A 25,409-nucleotide genomic window follows, 5' to 3' on the forward strand; every position below is an offset into this window, starting at 1 on the left:
ACGGAACCGCGGCGGTCACCAGCTCTGGTACCACTGCCGCAGCTCGGCCTCCGCCGCGGCGGTGTCACCGCCGGACTGGGCCGTGACCAGCGCGAACTGCCTTCCCGAGCCGCCGCGGAGCAGCAGTGTGCCGTCCTCGATGGCCGAGGTGGCCGAGCTGATCACCAACGGCGAACGCAGCGACTCCGGCAGGTGCAGCTCGGTCGGCGCGGTGCCGCCGTGGGAGTCCCAGACGAGCACGGCGAACGGCGCCGATCCGACGAGAGCGCGGACGTGGGTGAGCGGGATCTGCTGCCAGGTCTGGTAGGCGCGGTCCTCGTAGGTGAACGCGAGCGTGGTGCCCGCGACGGCCCGCGGGTAGACGCGGTCGACGAGCGCGCGGTCGACGTTGAGCACCGGGTTCCCGGCCGCGTCGAGCCGGACCGCCGAGAAGTGCTCGTCGTTCATGGCGTCGCCGTCGGTCTTGACCTTGTTCGGGTTGTCGTTCATCAGTTCGCGGTGGCGGCCGTAGTTGGTGTCCCAGTGCCACTGGCTGCCCGAGATCACGCTGCCACGCGGCGCGGACCACCAGCGGGAGCCCGGTGCGGTGGAGTCGAGGCCCTGGTAGATCGCCTTGAGCACGGACGGCGTCTTGTCGGAGGTGAACCCCGAGACCGGGTGCCCGAACTCGGAGACGATCGCGGTGGTGCCGAGTGCCCGCGCACGGTCGCGGATCGTCCCGAACGCCTGGGTGTACTGGCCGTCGCCCGCCTTGCCCGGCATCAGCACCCCGGACTGCGCCTTGCCGTCGTAGAAGTGCGCGTTGAACACGAACCGCTCGCCCAGGGCCGGCAGCAGCGTGAGGCCGCCGGGTTCGGCGAAGAACTCCACGTTCTGGTTCCAGAACACCAGCGGTTCCACGAACGCGGGCTTCGCGGACCAGCCCGCCTCGTCCATCTCCGCCCGGAAGCGCTGGTAGAACGGCCACAGCAGATCCCGCTCCCACTGCTGCGAGGTCTGGCCGGCGTCGTACTTGCCGGCGTAGGGCTCGTTGAGCGGGTCGACGCCGACGACGAGCTTGAACTCGTTGGCGGGCAGGGCTTCCTTCACGTGCTTGAGCGCCCCGCCGGCCGCGTTGACGAACGAGTCCTGCACGCCGTCGCGGTTGTGCCAGAAGTCGTAGGTGGCGGCGGTGACGGCGTTGTTGTTCTTCATGTTCTGGCCCCAGTGCACGCAGATTCCGCATGATTCCTTGGGGTAACCGCTCGCCGCCCACGCCGGTGCGCCGTCGCCGGTGTACCAGCTGTCGGGGTTGAAGAGGTGGCGCGAGTACAGGTCCTGGTGGAAGTCGAGGTAGACGCGGATGCCCACGTCGGTGAAGGCACGCAGCTGGTCCGTGACTCCGTCGAGGTAGGTGTGGTCGATGTGGCCGCGCCGCGGTTCGATCCACGCCCAGGTGAGCAGGAACCGCACGGCGTTCGCGCCGGTCAGCTGCTTCATCGCCTGCGCGGACCGGCGGGCGTCGGCGGTGTTCGCGAACGGCAGGCCGCGGTACTCGGCGAGCTTCGCCGTGCCGGAGACGTTGAAGCCGCGCAACACCACCTCGCGGCCGTGCTCGTCGCGGAAGACCCCGCCGGACACCCGCAGCTCGGTGCCGTCGAACTCCGCCCGCGCCGGGGTGACCACCAGGGAGAAGAGGAACAGGACCGTCAGGAGAACCGCTCGCCGCATCGCCGCCGCCCTTGGGAACGTGAACGAGATTCGCATCGCACGGTAGCGGGCGCGGACGCGTCGCGGCTAGTGGTGTGGCTCTCCGACGTTGCCGGGTGAATTCGCGGCCGGACGGGTGCATCGCGGTGTGGCGAGGCGCCCTGCTGAGCGTGAGTCACCCAGCCCACGGTCCGGCTGGGACCACGTGGACCACGGCGGCCGGTCCACGTGGTCCAGCCCGGTCAGCCGAACGCCGCCGCCACGAGCTCGGCCGTCCTGGCCAGCAACGGATCGTCGGCCGGGCCGTCCGGGGTGTCCGCCTTGGTCGACAGCACGGCGATCACGATCGGCGCGCGGCCGGGCGGGAACGCGATGCCGACGTCGTTGGTGGTGCTGTACTTGCCGGTGCCGGTCTTGTCACCCCAGCGCCAGGCCGAGGGCAGTCCGGCGCGCAGCCGGTTGCCGCCGGTCGTGTTGGCGAGCAACCACTTCGTCAGCTGGTCGGCGTCGGCGCGATTGAGGGCGTGGCCGAGCGCCAGCCGCGCGTAGCTCTGGCCGATGGCGCGCGGCGAGGTCGTGTCGGTGATGCGGCCGGGTTCCGCGGAGTTCAGCTCCGGCTCCCAGCGGTCGAGGCGCGTCACCGGGTCGCCGATCGAGCGGCTGAAGCGGCTGATCGCCGTGGGGCCGCCGAGCTCGCGCAGCAGCAGGTTGGCCGCGCAGTTGTCGCTGTAGGTGATGGTCGCCTCGCACAGGGCCGAGACGGTCATGCCGTTCGCGAGGTTCTCGGGCCTGCCGGTGACCGGGCCGTAGCCGGACTTGTCGACGTCGGCCTGCGTGTAGGTGATCACCTTGCGCAGCAGCGTTCCGTCGTGGTCGCGGCGCAGGACCGCCGCGGCCGCGATGGTCTTGAAGATCGAGCACATCGGGAAGAGCTCGTCCGCCCGGTGCAGCACCGTGCGGCCGGTGCCGGTGTCCGTGGCGAACACGCCGAGCCGCGCGTTGTGCCGCCGTTCCAGCTCGCGCAGCCTGCCGGTCACCGGCGATGCCTGCGCCTGGGCGGGCATGGCCACGGCCACCACCGCTCCGGCGCCCAATGCCAGCACCGCACGTCGGTCAACAATCAACGTCCTGCCCCCTTCGTGTGAAACCTCTCCACATCCCAGGACGCGCGGGAGATCAACTGGTTGCCAGGTGATCTCCCGCCGGCACGCGAGGTACCGCTTCGACCAGGCGGCATGCTGTCCGGCATGGAACTTCGCGACAAGTTCGCGGCGCTGGGCGCCGACGATCCCGATGGCTGGGCCGACGCGGAGCTCACCGGGAACGTCCCGCAGCTCGCCCGGTTCCGGTTCCTGCGCGGCATGTGGGCGATCGTCGACGAACACGGCCCGCCGACCGGCCGGACGCACGAAGCCGGCGACGCGGCCCGGAAGCGACTGCTGGCACTGGGCGCCGCACCGGAGGACCTGCGGGCGATCGCGCGTACGGCCGCGTTCGAGGCGCTGTTCGCCGCCCTCCGCTTCCTCGACGACCCCGGCGGCGACCCCGGCGACGGCGAGGTGCCCGACCTGCCCGGCTGGGCACTGATGGAGACGTCCGGCGGTGAGCTGACCGGGCGGCGGGTACAGGGCCTCTACGAGGACCTGGACCCGGAGCGCTGATGTTCGATCCGGTCCAGCACGGCGGTGATCGCGAGGTCCACCGTGTACTCGAACTCGGCGGCACGGTCGAACTCCGCGAGGTGCGGCGCCATCGTCATCACCGCCGGCAGCCCGGAGGACTCCAGCACCTCACGCCGCGCCCCGTCGTCGCCGCCGAAGGCCGGAGCGGCCGACACCTCGCGCAGGAGCGTGCCGACCAGCGTCGCGAGCAGCATCCGCAGCAGGTGCACCGCGTCCTGCGGTGCGGCGCCGGCGTCGAGCAGCACCGCCAGCACCGCGTCCACCGGCGCCAGTCCCCTGAGTGATCCGAGCTGGCGGGTGAGCACGAGCGGCGCGGCCTGCGGGTGCCGCAACGCCTGCTCGCGGAAGGCGTGCGCGATGGCGTGCAGGTCGTGGCGCGGGTCGCCGGTCGGCGCGGGCAGCGCCAGGCCGCCCAACAGCTGTTCGGCGACGGCGTCGAGCAGGCCGTCCTTGCCGTCCACGTGGTTGTAGAGGCTCTTCGCGTCCACCCTGAGTGCTCTCGCCACGGAGCGCATCCCCACGCCCGCCACGCCTTCCGCGCCGATGACCTGCAGCGTCGCCGCGACGATCGACTCGCGGGACAACAACGGCGTGCGCGGACGGCCTCGGCGGGGTTCGGTCATCCGGCCATTGTGCCTTGCGAATGCCCACGCTGTGGGTTTAACCTTCGAATTAACCCACAGTGTGGGTATTGGAGGGGTGATGCGCTTCCCGTGGGGCACGACCGACGCGGCCGACCTGCCGACGATCGGAACCGAGATCGACACGCTGGCCGGCCTGGACGTCGAGGGAGGGCCGGGCGCGCGGCTGCGGGTCGCGCGGGAGCGCGCCGAGGCGTTCCGGCGGGAGTTCGCCACGACCGGGACACCGGGCGGCATCGTCACGCGCGACCTGGTGACGCTGCCGTACCCGACCCGGTTCGGGCTGTTCCGGGCGTCGCGCGCGATCGCGCCGTTCCTGTCGATCACGAACCGGATGCTGGTGATCCGGTGGCGTGAGGACGACCGCGAGCGGGTGCTGCTGTTCGAGCCGAGCGACCACGAGTACGGCCGGTACACACCCTACTTCGAGGATCTGTCGGGACGAACGCCCGACGTCGTCGAACGCCGGATGGTCAAGGTCCACGGCACCGTTCCCGGCCACCTCGAAAGGCTCGGGATCGCGCCGGGGGACGTCGACTACCTGATGTTCGACCACCTGCACACCCAGGACCTGCGGCGCTGGATCGGCACCCCGGGCAACCCGGCGTTGTTCCCCAACGCCAAGGTGATCGTGCAGCGCGACGAGCTGCGGGCCATGGCCGAGCTGCACCCGTTGCAGAAGCCCTGGTACCAGCCGGCGACCTACCGCGACGTGCCGGCGGAGGCGTTCCTGCCGATCGACGGCTCGGTCGTGCTCGGTCCGGGCGTCGCCGTGGTCAAGACGCCGGGACACGTGTTCGGCAACCAGAGCCTCGTGGTCAACACCTCCACCGGCATCTGGGTGAGCAGCGAGAACGTGATCGCCGCCGAGGCACTGACGCCCGAGCACTCGAAGCTGCCGGGTCTCGCGGCGTGGACGCGGCGGTGGGAGCAGGAGGTGGTGCTCAACGCGAACACCGTCGAGACCACCGCCGACCAGTACAACTCGATCATCCTGGAGAAGACGCTCGCCGACCGCAGCCAGGCGGACCCGCGGTTCCTGCAGTTCTTCCCCTCCAGCGAACTCACCGGCGCCTGGACGAACCCCGGCACCAAGCCCACGTTCAGCCACGGCCAGATAGTCCACTGAGGAGCTTTGATGTCATCCCGTTTCGTGCTGCCGTCCGAGGACGTCCTGCGCGCCCGCGAAAAGCTCGTGCTCGACCACTTCCGCGACGAGGTGGCACACGACTGGGACGCCACGCTGTCGACGTTCCCGCACCCGCACTACGAGATCATCGCGCAGATGGTCGTCCACGACGGCGACAGCGCGGTGCGGCAGTACTACACCGACACGCGCGTGGCGTTCCCGGACCAGCACCACGAGCTGATCTCGTTCCGGCACAGCGTGGACGCCGTGATCGTGGAGTTCTGGCTGATCGGCACGCACCTCGGGCCGCTGGGCAAGATCCCGGCCACCGGCGGCAAGCACCGGACCCGGATGAACGCGTACTTCATCTTCGACGAGGACGAGAACCTCGTGACCGAGCGGATCTACTTCGACCAGCTGTCCGTGCTGAAGCAGGTGATCGGCGGGATCGACCGGAAGAAGCCGAGCGGGCTGCGCAAGCTGCTGCAGGTGTTGCGGGGCATGCTCGCGATGTCGGGCAGCCAGCCGGATCCGCGGCTGACGAAGACCACGCCGCCCGCGTTGGACGACTAGTCGGACGAGTAAGTCCTCACTGATCAGTGGTCATCGACCTTGACGTGAAGTGCGGCGAGAAGGGTGTTCAGGCCGGTCGTCACACACTGATCCTGAACACCCTTCGCCCGTCTCCGGACACCGCCCGGACTCAGGACTTACTCGTCTGGACCTCGCCGCGCCACTGCCAACTCTCCCGCCGTGCAACGCCCGGCAGCCCGTTACGCCCGGTGCACCACAACAACGACTCGGCTGGGTCGGCATGTTCCGGCGCATCAGGGAACAGCCGCTCGACCACCGGCGCGCAATGCTCCGGATCCGGCTGCCACGCCACGCCCAGCGCGCGCGTCATGTCGTAGGTGTGCATAGTCAGCTCGGTGACGCCCATCGCGGCGAAGCCCGCCGCGTCGGACGTGCCCCATGGGTGCCACGCCCGCGCGTCCGGTGTGGCGGTGCCGACGGCGCGGGCCAGCAGCGTGGCGGTGGTCGCGACGCCCTCCAGGCAGTGCTCCAGCGGCAGGCCGGGACGCAGCGTGCCGAGCAGGCTGGTCCAGCGGCGCTCGGCGCCGCTGGTGAGCAGAGCCGTGTAGCCGAGCAGGCCCTCGACGACGTGGTCCAGGGTCGTGCGGCAGGACCACCGCAGTCCGTGCGCGCGGCGGGCGAAGTCGTCGTCCGGCACCGTGCCCAGCACGCGCACGCAGTCCCGTGCCGCCGCGTCGAGCAGTGCGGGCCAGGCCGCCTCAGGCCTTCGCACGCAACAGCTCCACGATCCGTGCCCGGCCGTCCGCGCCGTGTCCGGCCTCAACCGCCCGCCGCGCGTAGTCGTGCAGCAACCGCGGGAGCGCCGGGTCGACCTCCCGGACCTCGCTGGCGTGCACGAGGTGGTCCAGGGTCGCGAGGTGCACGTCCAGCGTGGCGTCCGAACCGGGGTAGCTGCCCGCGTCGACCTGCTCGGCGTAGGTGGCGACGAACCCGGCGACCGGGCCGAGCCAGCGGGTGGCCAGCGGCGTGAAGTGCGTGGCGGCCGACCCGTCGGCGGTGACGAGTGCGGTGGCGTGCAGCCAGCCGATGAGCGTGGCCCACATGATGCCCAGCAGCGCGGTGTCGTAGAGCGCGGCACGACCGGGTTCGGCGCCGAGGTTGATCGGCTCGGCGAGCGCGGACAGCAGGTCCGACGCCGCGGCGAACGCGTCCTGGTCGCCGCTGTAGAGGATCATCGAGCGCGGGTCGCCGATGCCGGGTGGTGTCGTCATGATGCCGCCGTCGACGTAACGCACGCCCTCCGAAGCCAGCCGCGTGGCCACTGAGCGGGCCTGCTCGGGTGATCCGGAGGTGAGGTTGACCAGGGTGCGGCCGGACAGCGCGGGGTCGAGGAGCTCGGTCAGCGCCGGGTAGTCGAGCACGCAGGCGACCACCACGGACGCGGAACGCTGGGCTTCCGCGGCGGAAGAGACGGCGACGGCGCCCTGGGCCACCAGCGGCGCGGTCTTGGCGGCCGAGCGGTTCCAGACCGTGACGCGGTGGCCGGCGCGCAGAAACGCCGAGGCGAGCGCCGAGCCCATCTGACCGAGCCCGAGCACGGCAACGTCGGAGTGCATTGTTGTTGTCCCCCAAGGGTTCGTGACTGACAGAACTCACCCTCGCAAGCCACTGGAACAACCGACAGTGGCAGGAATGCCGATATTCGAACGTTTGCTGCCACTAGGGCGTGTCCCGTGAGTCCGTTCGATGAGAGTCACGGTCGAGAGTCCCGGAGGCGGTGCCGCCGCGACGCCCTCATACCGGGCGTATTCGGGCGTTGCGGCGGTGCCGCTCCGGGGCCCTCGGCCGCGACTATCGCGGACGAGACTCACGGGACACGCCCTAGCATCGCGGCATGGGCACGGTGGCGATTCTGGTGACCGACGACGACGCACCCTCCAACTGGGACGTCTACGAGGCCGGCCTGGCCTGCGTGGTGTTCGGCGTCGACCACAGCGACCTCGCCGACCCCTGGTACGAGCTGCGGCTGTGCGGGCTGAACCCCGCCGCGCCGCGGGCTAAGCACGGCTGGACGCTCAACCCTGAACACGGTCTGGAAGGACTGCACGGCGCGGACACGATCCTCGTGCCGTCGGTGCCGCAAGCGGTTCTCGACGGCACGGCATCGCTGGATCCGTTGCTGGTCAAGGAACTTCAGGACGCGTCGGCCAACGGCGTGCGCATCGCCGCGCTGTGCAACGGCGCGTTCGTGCTCGCCGAGGCCGGTCTGCTGGACGGCCGCCGCGCCACCGCGCACTGGTCCTACACCGACCGCCTGGCCCGCCGGTACCCACAGGTCAAGGTCGACGCCGAGGTGCTCTACATCGACGACGGCGACGTCCTCACCAGCGCGGGCGCCGCGGCGGGGCTCGACCTGTGCCTGCACCTGGTGCGCCAGGACTTCGGCGCGCACGTGGCCAACCAGCTCGCCCGCAGGCTGTGCGTGCCCGCACACCGCACCGGCGGTCAGGCCCAGTTCGTCACCCGGCACGTCCCGGACACCGACGACGACAGCGTCGCGCCGGTGCTGGAGTGGGCGGCGCGGCATCTGGACCGCCCGTTGACCGTGGCCGACCTCGCGCGCAGGGCCGGGATGAGCGAGCGCAGCTTCTTCCGCCGCCTGCACGAGGCCACCGGCAGCACGCCGTTGCGGTGGTTGCTCGCCCAGCGCATCGCCCACGCCCAGTCGCTGCTGGAGAAGACCCCGCTGTCGGTGGAACAGGTCGCGCAACGCTGTGGCCTGGGCACCGGCACCAACCTTCGACGCCACTTCACCACGCACGTCGGCGTCACGCCCACCGACTACCGGCGCGCCTATCAGGCTTGAACACCGCGATCACGGGCCGCGCTGACCAACTCGGATCAGCCCGCGCTCCACGGCGGTCGTGGCGGCCGCCGTGCACGGCGATCACCGGCGCTGGTCGGTGGCGCTCCAGCCGGGAGGGATCCGCTCGGTGGCCTCCGGATCGACGCCGTGCCGGGCCACGTGCCGGCCGGGCTCCGGCCGCCTGCCCAGCAGCATCAGCACGACGGCCACGACCAGACCGATGGTGGCAAGGCCGGCGGCGACGGCGCGGGCGGCGGGGTGCTCCAGGATCAGCGTGCTGATCGTCAGGGCGAGGACGAGTGCGGCGATCGGGCCGATGACGGCGATGTCCGTGCGTTCCTCGCGCGGCTCGGCGGTCTCGGCGGGCGGGACCGGCACGACCTGAGCGGCCGGGACCCGCACCTCGATCGTCTCGAAGTTCCCGCGCTCGAAGGGCGGTTGCCGTAAGCCGGGAGGGACCGTCACGCGAGCCATGCTGCCCGAGGAGGGCGCGTCGCCGCAAACATCGCGGTCCGGCCTGCTCCGTGTTCCCATGTAACGCCGGGTGTCGAGGAGGTCCGCCATGTGCCGGTGGCTCGCGTATTCCGGTTCGCCGGTCCGGTTGGAAGAGCTGCTGTACGCGCCGGAGAACTCGCTCGTCATGCAGTCCAAGCACGCCCGGCTGGGCGCTACGGCGGTGAACGGCGACGGGTTCGGCATCGGCTGGTACGGCAGCACGAGCACGCCTGGGCTCTTCCTCAGCACGGAACCGGCGTGGAACGACCGCAACCTGCGGGAACTGTCCGCGCAGATCACGGCCGACCGGGTGTTCGCGCATGTGCGGGCCTCGACGGGCGGGGCGGTGCAGCGGTCGAACTGCCACCCGTTCCGCCACGGCACCTGGCTGTGGATGCACAACGGGCTGATCGCGAAGTTCCCGCTGGTGCGGCGCGAGCTCGTGCTGGCGATCGATCCCGTGCTGTTCCCGCTGGTCGAGGGGTCGACCGACTCCGAGGTCATGTTCTACCTGGCGATCAGCTTCGGGCTGGAGCAGGACCCGCCCGCCGCGGTGGCTCGCATGGTGGGGTTCGTCGAGGACGTCGGCGGGCGCGTGGGCGTCGAGTACCCGGTCCAGATGACCGTCGCCGTCACCGACGGCTCGACGACCTGGGCGTTCCGGTACTCGAGCCGCGGCAGGTCGCGGACGCTGTTCCACAGCACCGACGTGTCGACGTTGCGCCGCCAGTACCCCGACAACCCGGCGCTGCACAACCTCGCCGACGACTCGCGGCTCGTCGTCTCCGAACCGCTGGGCAACCTGGTCGGCGCCTGGCAGGAGGTGCCGGAGTCCACCTGCGTCGTGGTCAGGACCGGGGTCGAGGAGGAACTGCTGCCGTTCAAGCCCTGAGCGGCGGCTGGACGTCACGGTGTCACAAAGCGGCGGCCTGTCCGGTCTGAGCTGACATGAGCCACGAACACACCCACCAACTGGACAACCCCGACCAGAGCGGTCCGCCGCCGAGGATCGAGGTGATCGGCACCGTGCCGGGGGCGCCGCAGATCCCGGACGGCGCCGAGGCCATGACGATCCTCGTGACGCTGCCGCCTGCGAGCCCCGGCGCGCCGCCGCACCGGCATTCCGGTCCCGCGTACGGCTACGTCGTCAGGGGCGCCATCACCTTCGAGCTCGAAGGGGAACCGGAGCGGGTCGTCCGCGCGGGCGAGACGTTCTGGGAGCCGGGTGGCGACGTCATCCACTACCAGGACGGCAACCACCTCGGTGACGAGGAGTCCGCCTTCGTCGTCACGATGTTCTGCGCGCCCGGCCAGCCGATGCTGACCGTCGTGGAGCCGGAGGAGCTGGAGGCACGCCGTCATCTGAGGGCGCCGCGGCCGTGACGGTGTCGTCGAACGCGCTGGTGTGCGAGTACCTGGCGGTGGCGCGCCGGGCCGGCAGCACCGCCACCGTCCATGATGGACAGCTGCCGTGACGGGGCGGGAGCCCGGTGCTCCCGCCCCCGCTCCGGTCACTCGACCAGCTTGCCCGCCGTGTCCACGTCCCTCATGAGCGCCGTGATCTCGTCCGGCACCGCGGGGATCTCCTCGCGGTCGATCCGGCCGGGGCCCGCCCAGACGAGGTTCACCTGCTGGGCGGGGTCCAGGTCCGGGAAGTCCGACCGGTTGTGGCAGCCGCGGGTCTCGCGGCGTTCGAGGGCGCACTCGAGCGTCGCGCGGGCGGAGATCGCCGAGGCCTTGAGGTCGAAGGCGTGCGCGAGGTCCCCGAAGCCGGCGAGGTCCGGGTGCACGCCGACGTCGCGGATGCGCTCCTCCAGCTCGTCCAGTTCCGCGAGTCCCTTGCGCAGGCCCGCCTCGTCGCGGACGACGCCCGCGTGCTCGGTCATCGTGTCGCGCAGCGAACGTTGCAGGGCGCGGACGTTCTCCGGGCCGTCTGCGGTCAGCAGTCCGTCCACTTCGGAGCGTGCCTCGTCCAGCGCGCCCCGCGAACGGCGTTGTGCGCTCAGGGAAGCGGAGTACTCGGCCGCCGCCTCGCCGACGATCCGGCCGTACACCAGCAGCTCGATGAGCGAGTTGCCGCCGAGCCGGTTCGCTCCGTGCAGGCCGCTGGACGCCTCGCCGATCGCGTAGAGGCCGTCGACGCCCGTCGAGTGGTCGGCGGGCGACACCCACACGCCGCCCATCGAGTAGTGCGCGGTGGGCGCGATCTCCACCGCCTCGCGGGTGATGTCCTTCATCTGCAGTTCGAGCAGGGTCTGGTACACCCTGGGCAGCCGCCGCATGATCTGCTCGCGCGGCAGGTGCGACACGTCCAGCCACACACCGCCGTTCGTGGTACCGCGGCCCTCCTTGATCTCGGTGTACGCGGCCAGCGCCACCCTGTCGCGGGTGGACAGTTCCATGCGCTGCGGATCGTAACGGGCCATGAACCGCTCCCCCAGCGCGTTGGTCAGGACGCCGCCCTCGCCGCGCGCCGCCTCCGACACCAGGGTGCCGGCCACGTTCTCCGGTTCGAGCAGGCCCGACGGGTGGAACTGCACCAGCTCGGGGTCACGGATCCGCCCGCCCGCGAGCAACGCGAGGCGGAACGAGTCGCCGGTGTTCTCGTCGCGGCGACTCGACGTCCGGCGCCAGATCCGGGTGTGCCCACCGGCCGCGAGGATCACCACGTCCGCGTGGAACACGTACCGCCTACCGGTGTTGAGATCGAACCCGTACGCGCCGAACACCACGTTGTCCCGCACCAGGATCCGCGTGATGTAGCACGAGTCGTGGATCGGGATGCCGAGCTGAGCGGCCCGGTTCACGAGCGTGCGCTGGATCTCCAGCCCGGTGTAGTCGCCCGCGAACGACGTGCGGCGGAAAGTGTGCGCGCCGAAGAACCGCTGCGAGATGCGGCCGTCGGCCTCCCGCGCGAACGGCATGCCCCAGCGCTCCAGGTCGGCGATGCCGCGCGGCGCCTGCTCCGCCACGACCCGCACGATGTCGGGGTTCGCGAGGAGGTAGCTCTCCTTGATCGTGTCCGCCGCGTGCTGCTGCCACGTGTCGGCGGGGTCCATCGTCGCCAGCGCCGCGTTGATCCCACCGGCGGCGAGGGCGGTGTGCGCGTCGGCCTTCGAGCGCTTGCCGACGACCAGCACGTCGACACCGCGCTCGGCGAGCTCGATGGCGGCGCGCAGGCCCGCGCCACCGCTGCCGATCACCAGTACCGACGTGGCAATTCGATGTTCAGTCATCGCGGCCTCCGTTGCCCGTGTCTCTACTAGTAGGACCAGGCAGCGCCGGGATGTGTGACTGTTAGCTGCGCGACATAGGATCGGCGCTGTGTTCGTGAAGCTCTGCGGTCTGCGCACCGAGTCCGACGTCGCCGTTGCGGTGGAAACCGGGGCGGACGCCGTCGGTTTCGTGCTGACCACCAGCCCCCGCCAGATCGACGCCGGCCTGGCGGGCAGGCTCGTGGCGGAGGTGCCCGCGGATGTCCTCACCGTCGCCGTCGTGCGCGGCATCACGGCCACCGAAGCCGGTGAGTTGGCGCTGAAGACGGGCGTGCGCGCGTTGCAGCTGCACGGCGACTACCCCCGCGAAGCCTTCGACGAGTTGGCCGGCCTGCCGTTCGAGCTGGTCAGGGCCACGGCGCTCGGACCGGGCACCGACGTGCACACCGGAGCCTTCGGCGAGGAACTGCTGCTGATCGACTCCCCCGTCGCCGGGTCCGGCGAGCAGTGGGACATCACCCGGCTCGCCGAGAACCCGCCCACCGGCAAGTGGGTGCTGGCGGGCGGGCTGGCGCCGGAGAACGTGACGGACGCGATCAGCGTCGCGAAGCCGTGGGGCGTCGACGTGTCCAGCGGCATCGAGTCGAGCCGGGGCGTCAAGGACCACGGCCGGATGCGCGAGTTCGTCGCCGCCGCCCGCGGCTAGGTACAGCTGGCGGCGCGCCCCGGAAAGGCTGGGTAGATCACGCTCGGCAGGGCGGCTCGCGGCAACGCTCCGAGCCGCTAGGCCGCCCGGTAGCCGGGGATGTCCTCGACCCGTTCGTAGACCGGCAGTCCGCGCTCGCGGGCGATCCGCACGTCCTCGTCCGCGCCGGTCGACTCCCCCGGCAACCGCAGCACCGCGTCGCAGTGCCGCAGCAGGCGTTCCGCGGTCGGGTACATGATCTGCGACGCGATCGCGTCGGCCGGTGACGTTCCGCCGGCGCCACGCAGCACGGGCAGCGCCACCCATTCGCCGATCATCGGCACGTGGCCGCTGCGGAAGATCGGCCACGCCGCCTCCTCCAGCCGTTCGAGGTTGCGCGCCAGCAGGGCGGGGTCGTCCCCGGTGCCCGAGCGGTAGGGCCCCGCGATCAGAATCAGCATGCGACCGACCATAATGTGCAAGACTCGGCAAAAACAAGGAGAAACGTGCATGCTGGCCGCCCAACGTCGTGACCTGCTGCTCGAACGACTGCGCATCGACGGCCGGATCGTCGCCAAGGACCTCGCCGCCGAGGTCGGCATCTCCGAGGACACGATCCGCCGTGACCTGCGCGATCTCGCGGCGGCGGGCCTCTGCCAACGCGTCTACGGCGGCGCTTTGCCCGTTTCTCCCGCGATCGCCGACTACGCGACGCGTCAGGGCGTGCAAGTCGATGGGAAGCAACGGGTCGCACGGGCGGCGGCCGCGTTGGTCGAGCCGGGCAGCACCGTGATCCTCGACGGCGGTACGACCACCCTCGCCGTGGTGCGCGCGCTACCGCTCGACCTGCACGCCACGGTCGTCACGCACAGTCCGACGATCGCGAGCGCGTTGGAGGAGCACCGGGACGTGGAGGTCTACGTGATCGGCGGGCGGCTGTTCAAGCACTCGATGGTCGCGTGCGGTGCGGCTGCCGCTGAGGCCGCACGGGGCGTGCACGCGGACCTCTTCTTCCTCGGCGTCACGGGCGTGCACCCCGAAGCGGGCCTCACGACCGGTGACGCGGACGAGGCGGCGATGAAACGCGCACTGGCCCACCAGGCCGCGGACACCTACGTGCTGGCCAGCTCCGAGAAGATCGGCACGGCGTCCCGGTTCTCCGTGCTGCCGTTCGCCGAGGTCGCCGGGGTGATCACGGACGCGGACGCTCCGGCCGTCCAGGCGTTGGAGGTGCCGGTCATCCGCGCGTGAGCCGCGGCGTGCGCCTTGACTCGCCTGGGCGCGGTCGGCACGCTGCGAACCGTGACGACTCTGGCTGAGGAGCACGTCAAACCGGCGGTGCGCTGGAGCATCGGCCACGCGCTGCCGCGTGCGGTGCTGCGGCAGGCCGCCCGCCGCGGCGATCTCCAGGGCCGTCTCACCGTCGAGGCCTCCACGGGCGCCGACCTGACCGGTCTGTTCGACGAGATCCGCTCGCGCGGCCCGCTCGCCGCCACGAAGGTCGGCCACACCACCACGCGGCACGAGGTCGTCCGGGCGGTCCTGTCCGACGACGCGTTCGTGACGGCCCGCCCGCGGTTCGGCGCCGGGATCCTCGGCAAGCTCGCCGCGTGGTCCGCCACGGACGTGATGCATCCCGTGCAGCCGCCGTCGCTGCTGGCCGTCGAACCGCCCGCGCACACCCGCTACCGCAAGCTCGTCACGCGCGTGTTCACCGCCCGTGCGGTCGAACAGCTGCGCGCCCGGACCCAGGAGATCGCCGACGAACTGCTCGACGGTCTCGACCCGGCGCATCCGGTGGACCTGATCGAGACCTACTGCGGCCTGCTGCCGGTGACCGTGATCTGCGAGATCCTCGGTGTGCCACCACGGGAACGCGCCACCGTGCTGGCCCTCGGCGCGGCCGCCGCGCCGAGCCTCGACCTGGGTCTGTCGTGGCGCGTGTTCCGCAGTGTCGAGACGACACTCAACTCGTTCGACGCCTGGCTGTCCCGCCACCTCGACGCCCTGCGCGCCGACCCCGGCGACAACCTGCTCAGCCGCCTGATCACCGCCCGCGAGGACGGCGCGGGCCTCTCCGAACGCGAGCTCAAGGCCACCGCGGGCCTGGTGCTGGCCGCCGGGTTCGAGACCACGGTCAACCTGCTGGGCAACGGGATCTCGTTGCTCACCCGGCATCCCGCGCAGCTCGACGCCCTGCGCGCGCGGCCGGAGCTGTGGGGCAACGCCGTCGACGAGGTGCTGCGCTTCGATCCGCCGGTGCTGCTGACCGGACGCCTGTGCGCCCAGGACACGACGGTCGGCGGCATCCAGGTCCGCCGCGGTCAGCTCGTCACGACGGTGCTCGCGGGCGCCAACCGCGACCCGTCGGTCTTCGAGAACCCCGGCGCGTTCGACGTCAGCCGCCCCAACGCCCGTGACCACGTCTCGTTCGGCGCCGGTCGCCACTACTGCCTCGGAGCCCAGCTCGCGCGGATGGAGGGCGAGATCGGCCTGCGCACGATCTTCGACCGCTTCCCCGGCCTGCGCCCGCTGCCCGGCGCGCGCCGGCGGCCGACCCGCGTCCTGCGCGGCTTCGAGAACCTCCCGGCCTCCCTCGGCGGCTGAGCACCGACTCGGCCGGACCCGCGCTGCTCAGCACACCCGGCCACCGATGGCCGGTCCCCTGGCCTGTCCCCCTCCCCCGGCCGGGCGCCATGATCGGCACACTCGATCACCAGAGGGGGACTCCGATGTCGATCCGATTCCACACCGCGCGAAAACGCGGAGCCTGCCTGTTCGCCGTCATCGCCGCGGCGATGGCGCTGTCCAGCCCGGACGCGAAGGCCGCCGACGCCCAGCCGCCGCGGTTCGCTGACGGGTTCGGCCTCACCGTGACCAGCCAGCCGAGGTGGGTCGACGAGAACCGCCGCACGTTCGTCTTCAGCGTCTCCACGAACGAGGTGCCCGCGCCGACCCTGCTGGCAGGCCAGGAACCCGGCCGGCACGCCATCGTCGTCACGCTGCCCGACGACTACGACGAGGCGGCCCGCTATCCGGTGCAGTACTACCTGCACGGCCACCCCGACCGGCCCGACGCCGCGTGGAACCAGCGCGTGGTCGAGAAGGCGACGCAGGGCGTTCCGCTGATCACCGTGCAGCCCAACGGCAGCGGCCGCGGCTGGTACTCGAACTGGGTCAACCCCGGTGCCGCCGGCCCGCAGAACTGGGAGACGTTCCACCTGGAGCAGGTGATCCCGTTCGTGGACGCCAACCTGCGCACGGTCGCGGACAGGTCCGGTCGCGCGATCGCCGGGCACTCGATGGGCGGGTTCGGCGCGCTGCACTACGCCGAGCACCGGCCCGACCTGTTCCGCTACGCCGGCAGCTTCTCCGGTGGGCTCGACCTGCGGAACTCCGAGGTGCGGGCCGCGATCACGGCCACGCTGGTCAACCCGGCGAGCGGCACGCCGACCGTGAACGCCGACGCGGTCTTCGGGCCGCCGGTCTGGCCGTTCGACGGCGTGTGGAACGCGCAGAGCCCGGCGCAGAACGTCGGCACGCTGCGGGGCATGGGCGTCGCGCTGTACACCGGCAACGGCGGCGACCTGACCGTCAACCCGATCCAGGCCGTGCTGGAGCACCGGGCCAGGGAGACGACGCTGGTCACGGCCGCGAACCTCACCGCGGCGGGCATCGGGTTCCACCTCTCCGACTACGGCGACGGCAGCGGGTGGGCGCCGGGCTGCACGGGCAAGCACGCCGAGGAGGCATGCGTGCAGGCCGACATGAACCACTTCGTCGGGTTGCTCATGGGCCACGCCTGACGTGCGACGTTCGTCGTAAGCCGAACGGGGCATTTCCGGATTCCCGCGTCCCGAATGCCCTCCTACCTCCTCTAATTGGCGTGACGGGCCCCTGCACCCGCGTGCCATGCGTGGGCAACGCCCGCTAGGGAGTGTTGGAGGAACAGTGTTCTTGCGTTCACGTTCTCGCCTGCGTACCGCGGCCATCGCCGCGGTCGTGGGCGCCGGTGTCCTGACGGCGGCGACCCCCGCCGCAGCGGCGCCTCTCGCGGGCACCCGCTCGTACCTGGTCATCACGGCGCCGGGAGCCACCGCCGGCGCCGCGTCCGCGATCACGAGCAACAGCGGCACGGTGTGGACCACCTACGACGCGATCGGCGTCATCGTCGCCCACTCGGGCGCGGCCGACTTCGCGACCCGGATGCGCGCCGTCACCGGTGTGCAGAAGGTCGGCGCGACCCGCACGTCGGACGTTCCGGCCGAGGCGGCCAACCCGCCGGTCCCCGCCGCGCCGGGGCAGGCCTCGCCCGCGACCACCGAGCCGCTGCGCACGGACATGACCCAGATCGGCGCCGACAAGGCGTGGGCGGTCAACCAGGGGTCGTCCAGCGTCACGGTCGGTGTGCTCGACACGGGCGTCGACGACCTGCACGACGACCTGAAGTCGAACTTCGACTCCACCAACTCCGCGTCGTGCGCCTACGGCAAGCTCGACACGCGCGCCGGGTCGTGGCGTGACACCGACACCCACGGCACGCACGTCGCCGGCACGATCGCGGCGGCCAAGAACGGGCGTGGCATGGTCGGCGTCGCCCCCGGTGTGAAGATCGCGTCGGTGCGCATCGCCGAGAAGCCGTCCGGGTTGTTCTTCCCGGAGAACACCATCTGCGCCATGGTCTTCTCCGGTGACCGCGGCTTCGAGGTGACCAACAACAGCTACTACACCGACCCGTGGCTGTTCAACTGCCCGGACAACGCCGACCAGGCCGCGATCCTGGAGGGCGTGCAGCGCGCGGTGGCCTACGCCGAGGGCAAGGGCGTGCTGAACGTCGCCGCGGCCGGCAACGAGAACTACAACCTCGCGAACAAGTCCCGTGACGCGACCAGCCCGAACGACTCCACGCCGGTGACGCGCACCATCACCAACTCCTGCCTGAGCGTGCCGGGCGAGGTCTCCGGCGTCGTCAGCGTCTCCTCGATCACCTCGTCGAACGCCAAGTCGTCGTTCTCCAACTACGGCACGGACAAGATCCACATCGCGGCGCCCGGCGACAGCGTCTACTCCACGGTCCCCGGCGGCCGCTACGGCTCCAAGTCGGGCACGTCGATGGCCTCCCCGCACGTCGCGGGCGTGGCGGCGCTGCTCAAGTCGGTCAACCCCACGGCCACCCCGGCCCAGCTCCGCACGCTGCTGGCCACCCAGGCGGACGACCTGAGCTGCACCGACAGCCGGTGCAGCGGCACCACCGCGAAGAACAACTTCTTCGGTGAGGGTCGCGTCGACGCGCAGGCCGCGGTCGGCACCGGCACGCCCGGCGGCGGCTCGTTCGAGAACACGGACGACGTGGCCATCCCGGACGCGGGCGCGGCCGTGACCAGCTCCATCACGGTCTCCGGCGTCACCGGCAACGCACCGGCGACGCTGAAGGTCGACGTCAACATCGTGCACACCTACCGCGGTGACCTGGTCATCGACCTGATCGCCCCGGACGGCACGGCGTACCGGCTCAAGAGCTCCAACAACGACTCCGCCAACGACGTCGTGACGACCTACACGGTCAACGCGTCCGGCGAGGTCGCGAACGGCACGTGGAAACTGCAGGTCCAGGACGTCGCACGGGTGGACACGGGCCACATCAACTCGTGGAAACTGACGTTCTGATCGGCATTCGGCGGAACCTCGGCGACCACGGCTAACTCTGGTCCACACCCGCAGCGATAGCACGGACGTGGAACCGGATCTGTGGTCGATGGCCGCCGAGGCCCTCGCCGAGCACGAGCATGCCCTGGTGATGGCGCGGCTGGCGGGCACCGTCGTGCAGCCGGGCCAGACCGCGCGGCTCGCCAGGGGCGAGCGCGACGTCGTGTTCCTGCTGCCCGACCGGCTCGTGCTCGTGCGGCCCGAGCCGTTCTGGACGGGTTCGTACGAGCGCAAGCAGATCGTGCGCATCATGCTCGCCGCCGGTCACGTGCAGTTCGATGTGACCGGCGGCGACAGCGTCGAGTTCTGGATCGACACCGAGCTCTCCCCCGCGGAGCCGTTCATCGAGCAGGCCGAGACCTGGCTCGCGCCGCGCAGGGGCTCCGCGAGCGGCGCGGTCATCGGGTTCGGTCTCGCGATCGTCATCGCGCTGCTGTTCGTCCTCGGGCCGGTGGACCTGATGCCGGCCGACGACCGGCTCACCGTCCGGTCGAGCTGCAGCGACTTCCTGCGGGCGGGCCTCGACGAGCAGGTCGAGCTGCTCAGGCGGCTGTTCGGGCAGGTGGGCACGCCGGACGAGGCCGAGAAACCGATCACGCTCGACGCGTCCAAGCGCCACTGCGGCGAGCACGGCAACGCGACGCTCGACTCGCTCGTGACCGGGCGTTGAGACATACAGTGCCGGTATGTTCGACACCCGCCAGCTCGAGGTCTTCGCGACGGTCGCCCGCACGGGGTCGTTCAGCGCGGCCGCCCGGCTGCTGCACTGCACCCAGCCGGCCGTCAGCCAGCAGATGCGAGCGCTGGAACGGCAGGTCGGCGGCCCGCTGTTCGTCCGCACCGGCCGCGGGCTGCACCTGACCGAGGCCGGCCGGATCCTGGCGGAGCGCGGCTCGACCCTGCTGGAGCAGCTGGCGACGACCCACCAGCAGGTCAGCGCGATCGCGACGCACGACATCGGCACCATCCGCATCTGCGCGTTCCCCAGCGCCAACGTCTCGCTCGTGCCCGCGGCGGCGGCGATCCTCGCCGAGGAGCGCCCACAGCTGCGGCTCGAACTGGTCGAGGAGGAACCGCCGGACTCGTTCGCCCTGCTCCGGCGCGGTGAGGTCGACCTGGTGCTCAGCTTCAGCTACCTCGACGAACCGCAGGACGAGGCCACCGTCAACGGCATGCTGAGCGTGCCGTTGCTGCGCGAACCGCTCGCGTTGCTCGTGCCCTCGGGTCATCGGCTCGCCGGCCGTGAGCGGGTGTCGTTGTCCGAGGCGGCGGAGGAACGCTGGATCGCCGGTTGTGTGCGGTGCCAGCGCGCGTTGCACCACGCGTGCGCGGCGGCGGGGTTCGTCCCGGACATCACCTGCTCGACCGACGACAACCTGGCCATCCAGAGTCTCGTCACCGCAGGTCTGGGCGTCGCGCTCGTCCCGAGGCTGCTGCTGTCGTTCCTGCAGCACCCCGGACTGACCGCCGTCGGGGTGGAGTCGGCGGCGCAACGGCTCACCTCGCTCTACACCTGGCCCGACCTGATCCGGCTGCCGATCATGCGGGCGACGGTGGACGCGTTGATCTCCGCCACGGCGAAGGCATAAGCGCGCCTTATAGGCCCCCAAGAAATGCCCATCTACTGCGCATAGGCCGCGCTGGCCATCGTTAGCTTCATGGGGACGATCAGGGCCACGCCGCCGCGCACGTCCGACTCGGCGCTGCCGGGACTCGCCGTGGTCGCGGGTGGCGTGACGATCGCGATGGTCGTCTCCTGGCTGCAACCCTCGATCAGCGCACTGACCGTCGCGGTGCTCCTGGGCGCCGTCGTGGCCAACGTCGTGACGCTCCCGCCGTCGGTCGCTCCGGGCATCAAGTTCGCCGGACGCCGCCTGCTGCGTCTCGGCGTCGTGCTGCTCGGGTTGAAGCTGGTCTTCCACGACGTCCTCAAGCTCGGCTACGAGATCCTGGCGCTCGCGGTCGTCGCCGTGGTGGTCACGTTCGTGGTGACGCGCTGGCTCGGCCGGGTGCTCGGGGTGAGCGAGGGGCTGTCGTTGCTGATCGCGACCGGGTTCTCGATCTGCGGTGCCTCGGCGGTGGCCGCGATGAACAGCGTGCGGGAACAGGACGAGCAGGACGTGGCCAGGGCGCTCGGCCTGGTCACGCTCTTCGGCACCGTCGCGATGTTCGCTCTGCCCGCGCTCCACCCGTTCACCGGCCTCACACCCGCGCAGTACGGGGTGTGGGCGGGCGGCAGCGTGCACGAGGTCGCCCAGGTCGTCGCGGCCGCCGGGCCTGTCACCGGCGCTTTGGCCATCGCGGTCGCGGTCAAGCTGACGCGGGTCGTGCTGCTCGCGCCGATGCTCGCCGCCGTGAGCTTCGCCGAACGCCTCAAGTACCCGGCGTCCGGGCAGCGTCCGCCGATCGTGCCGTTGTTCGTGGTCGGCTTCCTCGCCATGGCGGCGGTGCGGGCGACCGGCCTGCTGCCCGACGCCGTGCTGTCGGCGGCCACGTTCGTGGACAACGTGCTGCTGGCGGCGGGCATGTTCGCGCTGGGCACCGCGGTGCGCCTGCGTTCCCTGATCCGCTCCGGCCCGGCCGTGCTGCTGCTGGGCCTGCTCTCCACCGTCCTGATCATCGTTCTCGTGCTGACCGGCACCGTGCTGATCAGCTGATCCCCCAACGTTGCAAGGAGGACCCGCTCATGACGCACAGCCTCCTCTCGCCCACGGCCACAGTCCTCGTGGACGACCTCCGCTCCGCCGTGCTCGCCGGCGGTGACGACGACTCCGTGGCCCAGCGGGTGACCCGCGCGCTCGCCGGTCACCTCACAGACCCGTTCCTGCTCAGCGACGCCCAACGCGAACCGGACCCGAACGCCTACCGCCAGCACGTCCTGCACGTCGAACCGGACGGCAGCTTCTCCGTCGTCGCGCTGGTCTGGTTGCCGGGTCAGGAGACCTGCATCCACGACCACGTCTCGTGGTGCGTCGTCGGCACGTACGTCGGCGTCGAGGAAGAGACCACCTACCGGCTGCGTGGTGATCACCTGGTCCCGTTGCGCGTCAACCGGACCCCGGAGGGCGTGGCGTCCTACCTCGTGCCGCCCGGCGACATCCACAAGGTGCGCAACAACTGCAGCTCGGTGGCGATCTCGATCCACGTGTACGGCGCGGACATCCGTGTGCTGGGCAGCAGCGTCCGGCGGCGTTACGACCTGCCGGTCATGGGGCGATGATGCCGCGTTCGATCGCACCGGCCGCGAACTCGACCAGCTGAGCCGGCTTGACCCGGTTGCTGCGCGCGCCCTGCAGCAGCAGGTCGTCCGCCAGGCCGATCAGCGAGTCCCAGACCCAGTGCGGCAGCGCGGGATCGTCGATCAGCGTCTGACCGGAGGCCGCCGCGGTCTCCCGCAAGGCCTTCGCGAGCGCCTTGAGCGTCTTGCGGTAGTCCTGCGCGGACCCGGCGACCTCCTTGCCCCGCCGGCCACCGGAGAGCACCTTCGCCTCCCACTGCGCGGCGGACCGCCCGAACCGCCGCCACAACTCGGTGACCTGGGGCTCGATCTCCATGAGCACGCCAGCGATCCCGAGGTTCCGGTCGACGGTCGCGAGCGTGCGCTGCAGCTCGTCCAGGCGCCGTTCCAGCAACGCCGCGAAGACGTCCTCCTTGCCGGAGAAGTACTGGTACACGGTGCCGGAACTGACGCCCGCGCCCACCGCGATCGCGCGCATGGTCAGGCCCGCGTAGCCCTGTTCTTCGAGGATCAGCTCGGCGGACGACAGGATGTCTCGCCGCCTGCCCTCCGCGTCGCCCCACGCCGTTTGCTCGGTGCTCACCCATGCAGCCTACTTTGAACAACGTTCAAAAGCATATTGAACGTTGTTCGGAATGCCCGCTACCCTCGGGTGCATGGCGGAGGCGGACGGCGAGTGGGCAGGACGGCCGGCCACGGGCCGGTTGCCGGACAGGGTGCGTCCGGCGATCGGTGGTGTGCCGGCGCCACACTCCTCGCACCGGCCCGATCCGTGGATCTGCCGCCCGGAGCTCGCGGAGGTGCGCGCGTGAACCACCTCGACCAGTTGGAGGCCGACAGCATCGACATCTTCCGGGAGGCCGTCGCGGAGAGCGAGCGCCCGGTCCTGCTGTACTCGATCGGCAAGGACAGCTCGGTGCTGCTCCACCTGGCACGCAAGGCCTTCTACCCGTCGAAGCCGCCGTTCCCGTTGCTGCACGTCGACACCACGTGGAAGTTCCGGGAGATGATCGCGTTCCGGGACGCGACCGCCGCCGGGCTCGGCCTCGAGCTGATCGTGCACCGCAACCCGGACTGCGTGGCCCAGGGCATCAACCCGTTCGACCACGGCTCCGCCCGGCACACCGACCTGTGGAAGACCCAGGGGCTGCGGCAGGCGCTCGACGAGCACCGGTTCGACGTGGCGTTCGGCGGCGCGCGCAGGGACGAGGAAGCCTCGCGCGCCAAGGAAAGGGTGTTCTCGTTCCGCACCGCGCAGCACCGGTGGGATCCGAAGAACCAGCGGCCAGAACTGTGGCGCCTCTACAACACGCGGGTCGCGCCCGGCGAGAGCATCCGGGTGTTCCCGCTGTCGAACTGGACCGAGCTCGACGTGTGGCGCTACGTCGAACGCGAGCGGATTCCCGTGGTGCCGCTGTACTTCGCGGCGCTGCGGCCCGTGGTCGACCGCGACGGCGCGCTGATCATGGTGGACGACGACCGGATGCCGTTGACCGAACAGCCGCGCCACGAGCTGGTCCGGTTCCGGACGCTGGGCTGCTACCCGCTGACCGGCGCGGTGCGCAGCGAGGCGCGCACGGTCGCGGAGATCGTCGAGGAGATGCGGACCGCGACGACGTCCGAGCGGCAGGGCCGGGTGATCGACCACGACCGCGGCGGGTCGATGGAGCGCAAGAAGCAGGAGGGGTACTTCTGATGGAGCTTCTGCGGTTCATCACCTGCGGCAGCGTCGACGACGGCAAGAGCACGCTGATCGGGCGGCTGCTGTACGAGTCGAAGCTGCTGTACGCCGACCATCTCGCGGCGCTGGAAGCCGATTCGAGGAGGATCGGCACGCGTGGTGGCGAGCTGGACTTCGCACTGCTGGTGGACGGGCTGGCAGCCGAGCGCGAGCAGGGCATCACGATCGACGTCGCCTACCGGTTCTTCGCCACCGAGGCGCGGCGGTTCATCGTCGCGGACACGCCGGGACACGAGCAGTACACCCGCAACATGGTCACGGGCGCGTCCACCGCCGACGCCGCCGTGCTCCTGCTCGACGCGCGCAAGGGCGTGCTCAGCCAGACCCGCCGGCACGCGCGCATCGTGTCGTTGCTGGGCATCCGGCACATCGCGCTGGCGGTGAACAAGCTCGATCTCCTGGACTACTCGCGCGAATCGTTCGACGCGGTCGTCTCCTCGTTCGCGGAGTTCGCGGCCGGGCTGGACTTCGACGAGATCACCTGCGTGCCGATGTCGGCGACCGAGGGGGTCAACGTGGTGGGGCGCAGTGAGCTGACGCCCTGGTACGGCGGGCCGACCCTGCTGCAGTGGCTGGAAGCCGTGCGACCTGACCCGAGACGCGACGGTCCCTCTCGTTTCCTCGTGCAGTGGGTCAACCGGCCGGACTCGACGTTCCGGGGGCTGTCCGGGCGCGTGCTGGGCGGGACCTTGCGACGAGACGAGACGGTCCGGCTCGGCAACCGGACCACCACGGTCGCGCGGATCGTCACGATGGACGGCGACCTGGCCGAGGCGCCGACCGGCGCGTCGGTGACCGTGGTGCCGGCCGACGACGTGGACGCGAGCCGTGGCGACGTCCTGGGCGCCGCGGCGGATCCACCGAGCGTCGCCGACTCGTTCCAGGCGAAGCTGGTCTGGCTGCACGAGGACGGCTTGCTGCCCGGCAGGCAGTACCTGGCCAAGATCGGCGCGCGCACGGTCGGGTTCACCGCGACCAAGGCGTTGCGGCTCAACGAGATCGGCGTCGACAACGTCCACTTCGACGCGCCCGTGCCGTTCGAGGGCTATCGCACCAACCGCGATCTCGGCTCGTTCGTGGTGCTCGACCGGCTGTCCAACGCCACCGTCGGTGCCGGGATGATCGACTTCGCGCTGAGCCCGACGCATGTACGGTGGCAGGCGCTCACCGTCGACAAGCAGGCGCGGATCGCCCGCAACGGGCACCGGCCGTGCGTGGTGTGGCTGACCGGGCTGTCCGGCGCGGGCAAGTCCACGATCGCCGACCTGGTCGAGAAGGCGCTGCACGCCGAGGGACGGCACACGTTCCTGCTGGACGGCGACAACGTCCGGCACGGGCTCAACTCCGACCTCGGGTTCACCGACGCCGACCGGGTCGAGAACATCCGGCGCATCGCCGAGGTCGCCGCGCTGATGGTCGACGCGGGCCTGATCGTGCTGGTCTCGTTCATCTCGCCGTTCCGGGCCGAGCGGGCGCTGGCCCGTGACCTCGTCGGCGAGAACGAGTTCTGCGAGGTGTTCGTCGACACGCCACTGGAGGTCGCCGAGCAACGCGACCCGAAAGGCCTCTACCGCAAGGCGAGGCGGGGTGAGCTGGCCAACTTCACCGGCATCGACTCGCCCTACGAACCACCTCGGGAGCCCGAGGTCCGGCTCGACACGACGGCATTGAGCCCCCAGGCGGCGGCCGAGGTCGTGCTGGCCAGGCTGCGCGCGCTCGGCGTCTGTTGAACGTTGTCCAGAATCGTGTAGCTTCAGCTAGAACACGTTCTAGATTTGGGAGGCCTCC

General features: G+C 70.9%; 27 protein-coding genes. 18 read left to right on the top strand and 9 right to left on the bottom strand.

The genetic code is table 11. From position 1 onward, the window contains the following. Window positions 1-15 precede the first annotated feature (15 nt). Both ACRSBM_RS24615 and bla read right to left on the bottom strand, forming a co-directional pair. Window positions 16-1,746 carry a cellulase family glycosylhydrolase gene (locus ACRSBM_RS24615; protein ID WP_434446424.1) on the bottom strand — a complete coding sequence of 577 codons (1,731 nt, stop codon included), beginning with the start codon at window positions 1,744-1,746 and terminating at the stop codon, window positions 16-18. Between the two features lie 185 nt (window positions 1,747-1,931). Continuing rightward, window positions 1,932-2,753: a class A beta-lactamase gene (bla, locus tag ACRSBM_RS24620; RefSeq protein ID WP_434453210.1), complete on the bottom strand. Its 822-nt coding sequence runs from the start codon at window positions 2,751-2,753 to the stop codon at window positions 1,932-1,934. Between the two features lie 183 nt (window positions 2,754-2,936). On the opposite strand from bla, the gene ACRSBM_RS24625 reads away from it, so the two are divergent. Next, on the top strand, window positions 2,937-3,350 hold the full coding sequence (locus tag ACRSBM_RS24625) for a hypothetical protein (protein WP_434446425.1): 414 nt from the start codon (window positions 2,937-2,939) through the stop codon (window positions 3,348-3,350). On the opposite strand, the gene ACRSBM_RS24630 is transcribed toward ACRSBM_RS24625, so the two are convergent. Then, complete coding sequence (locus ACRSBM_RS24630; RefSeq protein ID WP_434446427.1) at window positions 3,323-3,994, bottom strand: TetR/AcrR family transcriptional regulator; 672 nt, start codon at window positions 3,992-3,994, stop codon at window positions 3,323-3,325. The genes ACRSBM_RS24625 and ACRSBM_RS24630 overlap by 28 nt on opposite strands. Before the next feature lie 79 nt (window positions 3,995-4,073). Here ACRSBM_RS24630 and ACRSBM_RS24635 point away from each other — a divergent pair, with 79 nt between their 5' ends. Then, window positions 4,074-5,141 carry a hypothetical protein gene (locus tag ACRSBM_RS24635; protein WP_434446429.1) on the top strand — a complete coding sequence of 356 codons (1,068 nt, stop codon included), beginning with the start codon at window positions 4,074-4,076 and terminating at the stop codon, window positions 5,139-5,141. Window positions 5,142-5,150: 9 nt separating this feature from the next. Then, window positions 5,151-5,714, top strand: a complete 564-nt coding sequence (locus ACRSBM_RS24640) for an ester cyclase (RefSeq protein WP_434446431.1) — start codon at window positions 5,151-5,153, stop codon at window positions 5,712-5,714. 130 nt (window positions 5,715-5,844) lie between these two features. On the opposite strand, the gene ACRSBM_RS24645 is transcribed toward ACRSBM_RS24640, so the two are convergent. Together ACRSBM_RS24645 and ACRSBM_RS24650 are read right to left on the bottom strand one after the other, a co-directional pair. Further along, the gene (locus ACRSBM_RS24645; protein WP_434446433.1) at window positions 5,845-6,447 is read right to left on the bottom strand and encodes a maleylpyruvate isomerase N-terminal domain-containing protein; all 603 of its coding nucleotides are present in this window, start codon (window positions 6,445-6,447) and stop codon (window positions 5,845-5,847) included. Next, a complete protein-coding gene (locus ACRSBM_RS24650; protein ID WP_434446435.1) occupies window positions 6,434-7,291 on the bottom strand; it encodes an NAD(P)-dependent oxidoreductase in 858 nt (285 codons plus the stop codon). Before ACRSBM_RS24650 ends, ACRSBM_RS24645 begins: the two co-directional genes overlap by 14 nt. A 278-nt stretch (window positions 7,292-7,569) precedes the next feature. Here ACRSBM_RS24650 and ACRSBM_RS24655 point away from each other — a divergent pair, with 278 nt between their 5' ends. Further along, on the top strand, window positions 7,570-8,541 hold the full coding sequence (locus ACRSBM_RS24655; RefSeq protein ID WP_434446437.1) for a GlxA family transcriptional regulator: 972 nt from the start codon (window positions 7,570-7,572) through the stop codon (window positions 8,539-8,541). An 81-nt stretch (window positions 8,542-8,622) separates the two neighbouring features. Here ACRSBM_RS24655 and ACRSBM_RS24660 read toward each other — a convergent pair whose 3' ends face one another. Then, window positions 8,623-9,006 (bottom strand): hypothetical protein, encoded by a 384-nt coding sequence (locus ACRSBM_RS24660; RefSeq protein ID WP_434446439.1) that lies wholly within the window; start codon window positions 9,004-9,006, stop codon window positions 8,623-8,625. 97 nt (window positions 9,007-9,103) lie between these two features. On the opposite strand from ACRSBM_RS24660, the gene ACRSBM_RS24665 reads away from it, so the two are divergent. Together ACRSBM_RS24665 and ACRSBM_RS24670 are read left to right on the top strand one after the other, a co-directional pair. Continuing rightward, window positions 9,104-9,928: a class II glutamine amidotransferase gene (locus ACRSBM_RS24665; protein ID WP_434446440.1), complete on the top strand. Its 825-nt coding sequence runs from the start codon at window positions 9,104-9,106 to the stop codon at window positions 9,926-9,928. Between the two features lie 56 nt (window positions 9,929-9,984). Continuing rightward, complete coding sequence (locus ACRSBM_RS24670; RefSeq protein WP_434446442.1) at window positions 9,985-10,419, top strand: cupin domain-containing protein; 435 nt, start codon at window positions 9,985-9,987, stop codon at window positions 10,417-10,419. A gap of 128 nt (window positions 10,420-10,547) precedes the next feature. Here the strand turns inward: ACRSBM_RS24670 and ACRSBM_RS24675 are convergent, their stop codons facing one another. Then, on the bottom strand, window positions 10,548-12,272 hold the full coding sequence (locus ACRSBM_RS24675; RefSeq protein ID WP_434446444.1) for an L-aspartate oxidase: 1,725 nt from the start codon (window positions 12,270-12,272) through the stop codon (window positions 10,548-10,550). A gap of 88 nt (window positions 12,273-12,360) precedes the next feature. On the opposite strand from ACRSBM_RS24675, the gene ACRSBM_RS24680 reads away from it, so the two are divergent. Next, complete coding sequence (locus tag ACRSBM_RS24680; protein WP_434446445.1) at window positions 12,361-12,957, top strand: phosphoribosylanthranilate isomerase; 597 nt, start codon at window positions 12,361-12,363, stop codon at window positions 12,955-12,957. 77 nt (window positions 12,958-13,034) lie between these two features. Here ACRSBM_RS24680 and ACRSBM_RS24685 read toward each other — a convergent pair whose 3' ends face one another. Beyond that, the gene (locus tag ACRSBM_RS24685; RefSeq protein ID WP_434446447.1) at window positions 13,035-13,397 is read right to left on the bottom strand and encodes a DUF4406 domain-containing protein; all 363 of its coding nucleotides are present in this window, start codon (window positions 13,395-13,397) and stop codon (window positions 13,035-13,037) included. A gap of 49 nt (window positions 13,398-13,446) precedes the next feature. Between ACRSBM_RS24685 and ACRSBM_RS24690 the strand changes: the two genes are divergently transcribed. The 8 genes from ACRSBM_RS24690 (at window position 13,447) to ACRSBM_RS24725 (ending at window position 21,862) form a co-directional block, all read left to right on the top strand. After that, window positions 13,447-14,187: a DeoR/GlpR family DNA-binding transcription regulator gene (locus tag ACRSBM_RS24690; RefSeq protein WP_434446449.1), complete on the top strand. Its 741-nt coding sequence runs from the start codon at window positions 13,447-13,449 to the stop codon at window positions 14,185-14,187. A 51-nt stretch (window positions 14,188-14,238) separates the two neighbouring features. Beyond that, window positions 14,239-15,543 (top strand): cytochrome P450, encoded by a 1,305-nt coding sequence (locus tag ACRSBM_RS24695; protein WP_434446451.1) that lies wholly within the window; start codon window positions 14,239-14,241, stop codon window positions 15,541-15,543. Window positions 15,544-15,668: 125 nt separating this feature from the next. Next, a complete protein-coding gene (locus ACRSBM_RS24700; RefSeq protein ID WP_434446453.1) occupies window positions 15,669-16,742 on the top strand; it encodes an alpha/beta hydrolase in 1,074 nt (357 codons plus the stop codon). A gap of 145 nt (window positions 16,743-16,887) precedes the next feature. Beyond that, window positions 16,888-18,603 (top strand): S8 family peptidase, encoded by a 1,716-nt coding sequence (locus ACRSBM_RS24705; protein ID WP_434446455.1) that lies wholly within the window; start codon window positions 16,888-16,890, stop codon window positions 18,601-18,603. Window positions 18,604-18,670: 67 nt separating this feature from the next. After that, window positions 18,671-19,312, top strand: a complete 642-nt coding sequence (locus ACRSBM_RS24710; protein ID WP_434446456.1) for a hypothetical protein — start codon at window positions 18,671-18,673, stop codon at window positions 19,310-19,312. Window positions 19,313-19,328: 16 nt separating this feature from the next. Further along, on the top strand, window positions 19,329-20,231 hold the full coding sequence (locus ACRSBM_RS24715; RefSeq protein WP_434446457.1) for a LysR family transcriptional regulator: 903 nt from the start codon (window positions 19,329-19,331) through the stop codon (window positions 20,229-20,231). Window positions 20,232-20,300: 69 nt separating this feature from the next. Then, window positions 20,301-21,299 carry a YeiH family protein gene (locus tag ACRSBM_RS24720; protein WP_434446458.1) on the top strand — a complete coding sequence of 333 codons (999 nt, stop codon included), beginning with the start codon at window positions 20,301-20,303 and terminating at the stop codon, window positions 21,297-21,299. Window positions 21,300-21,328: 29 nt separating this feature from the next. Further along, window positions 21,329-21,862 carry a cysteine dioxygenase gene (locus ACRSBM_RS24725; RefSeq protein WP_434446459.1) on the top strand — a complete coding sequence of 178 codons (534 nt, stop codon included), beginning with the start codon at window positions 21,329-21,331 and terminating at the stop codon, window positions 21,860-21,862. Here ACRSBM_RS24725 and ACRSBM_RS24730 read toward each other — a convergent pair. Continuing rightward, window positions 21,849-22,463: a TetR/AcrR family transcriptional regulator gene (locus ACRSBM_RS24730; RefSeq protein ID WP_434446460.1), complete on the bottom strand. Its 615-nt coding sequence runs from the start codon at window positions 22,461-22,463 to the stop codon at window positions 21,849-21,851. The two genes, ACRSBM_RS24725 and ACRSBM_RS24730, sit on opposite strands and share 14 nt — an antisense overlap. A 73-nt stretch (window positions 22,464-22,536) precedes the next feature. Here ACRSBM_RS24730 and ACRSBM_RS24735 point away from each other — a divergent pair, with 73 nt between their 5' ends. The 3 genes from ACRSBM_RS24735 to cysC are packed head-to-tail and all read left to right on the top strand — an operon-like array spanning window position 22,537 to window position 25,351. Further along, entirely contained in the window at window positions 22,537-22,692 is a 156-nt protein-coding gene (locus ACRSBM_RS24735; RefSeq protein WP_434446461.1) for a hypothetical protein, read from the top strand. Beyond that, window positions 22,689-23,576, top strand: a complete 888-nt coding sequence (cysD, locus tag ACRSBM_RS24740) for a sulfate adenylyltransferase subunit CysD (RefSeq protein WP_434446462.1) — start codon at window positions 22,689-22,691, stop codon at window positions 23,574-23,576. Before ACRSBM_RS24735 ends, cysD begins: the two co-directional genes overlap by 4 nt. Next, complete coding sequence (gene cysC / locus ACRSBM_RS24745; protein ID WP_434446463.1) at window positions 23,576-25,351, top strand: adenylyl-sulfate kinase; 1,776 nt, start codon at window positions 23,576-23,578, stop codon at window positions 25,349-25,351. Before cysD ends, cysC begins: the two co-directional genes overlap by 1 nt. Window positions 25,352-25,409: the final 58 nt, after the last annotated feature.

The sequence above is a fragment of the Lentzea xerophila genome, assembly GCF_051094245.1.
GTDB classification, from domain to species: domain Bacteria; phylum Actinomycetota; class Actinomycetes; order Mycobacteriales; family Pseudonocardiaceae; genus Lentzea; species Lentzea xerophila.